Source organism: Thalassoroseus pseudoceratinae, assembly GCF_011634775.1.
Classification (GTDB): domain Bacteria; phylum Planctomycetota; class Planctomycetia; order Planctomycetales; family Planctomycetaceae; genus Thalassoroseus; species Thalassoroseus pseudoceratinae.
This window is the reverse complement of the sequence record NZ_JAALXT010000022.1, coordinates 1-296: the sequence shown is the minus strand read 5'-3', so window position 1 is coordinate 296 and position 296 is coordinate 1. Positions and strand designations below refer to the sequence as shown.

The following is a 296-nucleotide window of genomic DNA, read 5'->3' as shown; positions in this document are numbered from 1 at the left end:
ATCCTCGCCCTGGTGAACCACCTGATATATGGGTACGACTCGGTGGCCTGACTTCCCGCGTTGATGCCGATACAGATGAGCATTTGCGCTGGATGTGGTCAGAACTCAATGTTGGCGACCGGATCGTGGTCGAAGTTGTCGAGATCGAGACCGCCGATGAACCCACAGAGCGGAAGCCCAAGAGTGACCGGGCCTAACCAACCGCTGCAGTTGACGAGCGACGCGCGCGGCTGAACGAATCCATCGAGTCGTCCGTTTCCTCCCGCGGGCGGCTCGCAACTGAGCGGGGAGACGTT

1 protein-coding gene is annotated in these 296 nt (G+C 60.1%); it reads right to left on the bottom strand.

The genetic code is table 11. The features are described from left to right. Window positions 1–98: 98 nt before the first annotated feature. A partial coding sequence (locus G6R38_RS27950) for a hypothetical protein (RefSeq protein ID WP_206028773.1) occupies window positions 99–296 on the bottom strand: 198 nt, incomplete at its 5' end.